Origin of the sequence: Stieleria sp. (assembly GCF_041595215.1) — a bacterium.
Lineage (GTDB): Bacteria > Planctomycetota > Planctomycetia > Pirellulales > Pirellulaceae > Stieleria > Stieleria magnilauensis.
The window spans coordinates 1-3,019 of record NZ_JBFHKV010001043.1; the positions used below are offsets into that span (position 1 = coordinate 1).

The 3,019-nt window shown below is 58.0% G+C and carries 5 protein-coding genes; 3 read left to right on the forward strand and 2 right to left on the reverse strand.

Translation table 11 applies throughout. The features are described 5' to 3' along the window. Positions 1–322, forward strand: a 322-nt coding sequence (locus ABX749_RS27775) for a hypothetical protein (RefSeq protein ID WP_372898891.1), incomplete at its 5' end; no start/stop codon positions are given. Positions 323–389: 67 nt separating this feature from the next. Here ABX749_RS27775 and ABX749_RS27780 read toward each other — a convergent pair. Further along, positions 390–818, reverse strand: a complete 429-nt coding sequence (locus tag ABX749_RS27780) for a TIGR03067 domain-containing protein (protein ID WP_372898892.1) — start codon at positions 816–818, stop codon at positions 390–392. Between the two features lie 433 nt (positions 819–1,251). Here ABX749_RS27780 and tatA point away from each other — a divergent pair, with 433 nt between their 5' ends. Together tatA and ABX749_RS27790 are read left to right on the forward strand one after the other, a co-directional pair. Then, complete coding sequence (gene tatA / locus ABX749_RS27785; RefSeq protein ID WP_145210063.1) at positions 1,252–1,482, forward strand: twin-arginine translocase TatA/TatE family subunit; 231 nt, start codon at positions 1,252–1,254, stop codon at positions 1,480–1,482. 2 nt (positions 1,483–1,484) lie between these two features. Continuing rightward, positions 1,485–1,751 (forward strand): twin-arginine translocase TatA/TatE family subunit, encoded by a 267-nt coding sequence (locus tag ABX749_RS27790; protein ID WP_145210059.1) that lies wholly within the window; start codon positions 1,485–1,487, stop codon positions 1,749–1,751. Positions 1,752–1,895: 144 nt separating this feature from the next. On the opposite strand, the gene ABX749_RS27795 is transcribed toward ABX749_RS27790, so the two are convergent. Further along, a complete protein-coding gene (locus ABX749_RS27795; RefSeq protein WP_372898893.1) occupies positions 1,896–2,825 on the reverse strand; it encodes a PAC2 family protein in 930 nt (309 codons plus the stop codon). Positions 2,826–3,019 lie beyond the last annotated feature (194 nt).

Here is a 3,019-nt window from a genome sequence, read left to right on the forward strand (position 1 = left end):
CCAGGTGCCGGAGAAACTGCGCGCCGCGATCGATCAAGCCAAAGAGACGATTCGAACACGGGAGATTACCCGGGGAGAGACGCTCAAGAGAAACGTTGAAATCGCGTACGCGCGTCTCGGGGCCCACGATGCTGTTTGTGTTGATGGTGGCCGTCGGAAGTCGGGTTGGTCAAAAAATGAGTTGGTCAAAAAATGGGAGGCCCGATTGGGCATTCGAGTCGTGGCGGTAGCCTTCGAGACTGTCGCTAACGCACCGTCACTGAGGAAAACGAAGGTCACACGTACGATGAGACTTTCATTCTTCGACTGCTCTATTTTTTGACCAACCCATTTTTTGACCAAATCCGCCACGGTTTCGTTCACGAACTCCGCTCGCGGACATGAAGAGCCTATTTCCCCTTCTTGAATTCAATCGTCCGCGCGTTTTCGTCGTCGAACCCGGACGGGCCTTCGGGGGCGCCGGGGGCCGTCGCGCAGATCGTCCAGGTGTCATCCTCCAGCGTGTAGATGCCTTCGACGATCTGCTTCTTCAGCTGCTCGATCGGACAGTCCTCGATCCGCACCGAGATCCGTTTCGGTTTGGCGCTAGCATCGATTTCAAACGTGCCCTCGTACCATTCTTTCCCCTCGGGGCCGTCGAACCGGATCTTCTTTCCATCAACGCTCAGCGTCGCCTTTTTCTTGCCGTTTTCGGTATCGATTTCGGCTGTCCAATCGCCCTGCAGTTTTTCCAGTTCTTTGTCCGCCGCACGGGCGTCAGGGCTGAAGATCACAGTGGCGACGAGAAACAGAGCAAGCAATGGGAGTTGAAATCGCATGGGGGGTACCGCAGAGAAAGGGAGTAGGAGTGACAGGGGGCATTGTACCGATCATGCGGCATCGCAATCGCAGTGGCGGAGTTTCAGACGGCAAATTGCGGTGTGCCGGCATCGACGCCTCGCCCCCAACGCGTGCGGTCCCAACGATCGTCCGCGTTCTGCACAGGAGCTGACGTCACTATCCCAGCAGGAAATGCCGCGACCGGGCTTCCGGGCTTTGACTCGCGGCCGAGATTTAATAAAATGCGGCAGTGGAGATTCGACCCGTGGATCCCACGCCCGCCCCCGACACGACGGTCCTGGAGGTGGTTGATGGCCCCGGAATTCTGGCAAAGCTCGCTTTGCGAACCGGACAAGCCCAACCGACCGACCCGCTTTCGCCGCACTTGTGCGTGAGGGTTTTTGATTCTCAAGCCTCTATTGGAGCGAAACGATGTCTGTATGTGGATTTGCAAGCGGCCTGTACGCGATCGGACTGTACGCGATCGGATTTCCCGGCATGCCGGAAATGCTGATCGTGTTGTTCTTGGCGCTGTTGTTGTTCGGTGGTGCCAAACTGCCGGGGCTGATGCGGAACCTGGGCAAGAGTGCCAACGAGTTCAAGCGTGGCATGAACGAGTCGGCCGACGACGATGAATTGTCCGACAAAAAATCGGACGAATAGAAATGTTCGGGCTCAGTCCCTTTGAAATGATGGTGATCGGGGTGATCGCAGTCGTCTTGTTCGGCGGCAATCTTCCCGACGTGGCTCGCAAAGCGGGCGGCATCTATCGTGAATTCCGCAGTCGCCTCAATGAGGTCCAGCGAGAGTTCCGCGCCGCCGAGTACGAAGCGACCAAGGCGCTCAATCCTTACGAATCGTCGAAGGTCGAACCCGACGATGACGAGGAACCTTCCGAGCCGGCGGCGCCCAAGTTCACACCGCCATCTTAAGCCGAGAGAATCGTGTCCCTGCGTGGGAAGCCGTTCCCACGCAGCGAGGCCAACCCCAGCGGGACGCGTCAGCGAGCGGCGCGTGGTTGTCCCGCCTGCTACTTCACGCGCCACTGGCTCACGCCACGTGCTGAGATGCAACCACTATTCCGTTCGCTTGAACAGATCCAGAAAACGATCTTCGAACCGATCAAACACGCCCAGCCGATCGAGTTCGTTCTTCAGTTCATACGCCTTCGAACGGTCATCGGCAGCCTGGCTGAACATCATTTCGATCCGTTTCTGGTCCGCTTCGGCGAGTTCTTCGTCACTGTCTTGCGGGGGCTCGAATGATTCGGACGCGCCGGACTCGTTGGCTTCCATCTTCTCCTTGAACTTGGCCAGCAATTCACCGAGTTGTTGTTCGATGGCGTGGGCTTGTTCTTTCAGCTCGGTGAAATCCAGCGGGACTTCTGCCATCTCGGCAAACACCTCCAGCACCGCAAGTGACGCCTTGGGGAACGGCAGCTGGGCGAACATGTGTGGCATTTCGCCGAGCAGGCAAACGCCTTCCATTCCCTTGTCGGCGGCGGCGGCGAGCAGCACGCCGTTGAGTCCGCCGATGTGGCCTTCTTCCAAATAACGCACTTCGGGGCGATCGAGTTCCTTCAGCGTCAGTGGGTCGGTGGCGGCCCCGAACAGGCGTGATTCGTGTTCGGGATGCATATCGGTTGCCATCGCGGCAAAGGTAAACACGCGTTCGACACCTTGGTCGCGGGCAAAGTCGATCAGCTTTTCGCAGAATTCAAATTTGCCGAGCGGCGGCTGGGCTTCGCCGATGAAGACGATGATGTCACGCTTGCCTTCCGGGGCTTTCCAGACGAAAAAACGGCTTCGCGGTCGTTGCGTTTTTTGCACGATCCCCGACTTGATGATCGCATAGTCGACATCAAATAAACCGTTGGACGCGAATTCGCCCAGATACTGCATGCCCAATTTGGCCATCAGATAGTAACCGGCGCTGATCGCCACGTGCCCCATCCCGGGCCACACGGCGACCAACCATGGACGTTTCGATTTCGTTGCTTCGCTCATCAATTCTGCTCAGTGGGGAAAATGCAACGTCGGGGCGAGGTTCAAGTCACAAGGGATTCAGCGCACGTTGGTGTCCAGCCTTCAGGCGTCTCCACTCGCTGCTCCGCAGCGAAACTGGGCGGCTAAAGCCTGCACACCAGCACACGTTGGTGTCCAGCCTTCAGGCGCATCCTGCTCGCTGCTCCGCAGCGACC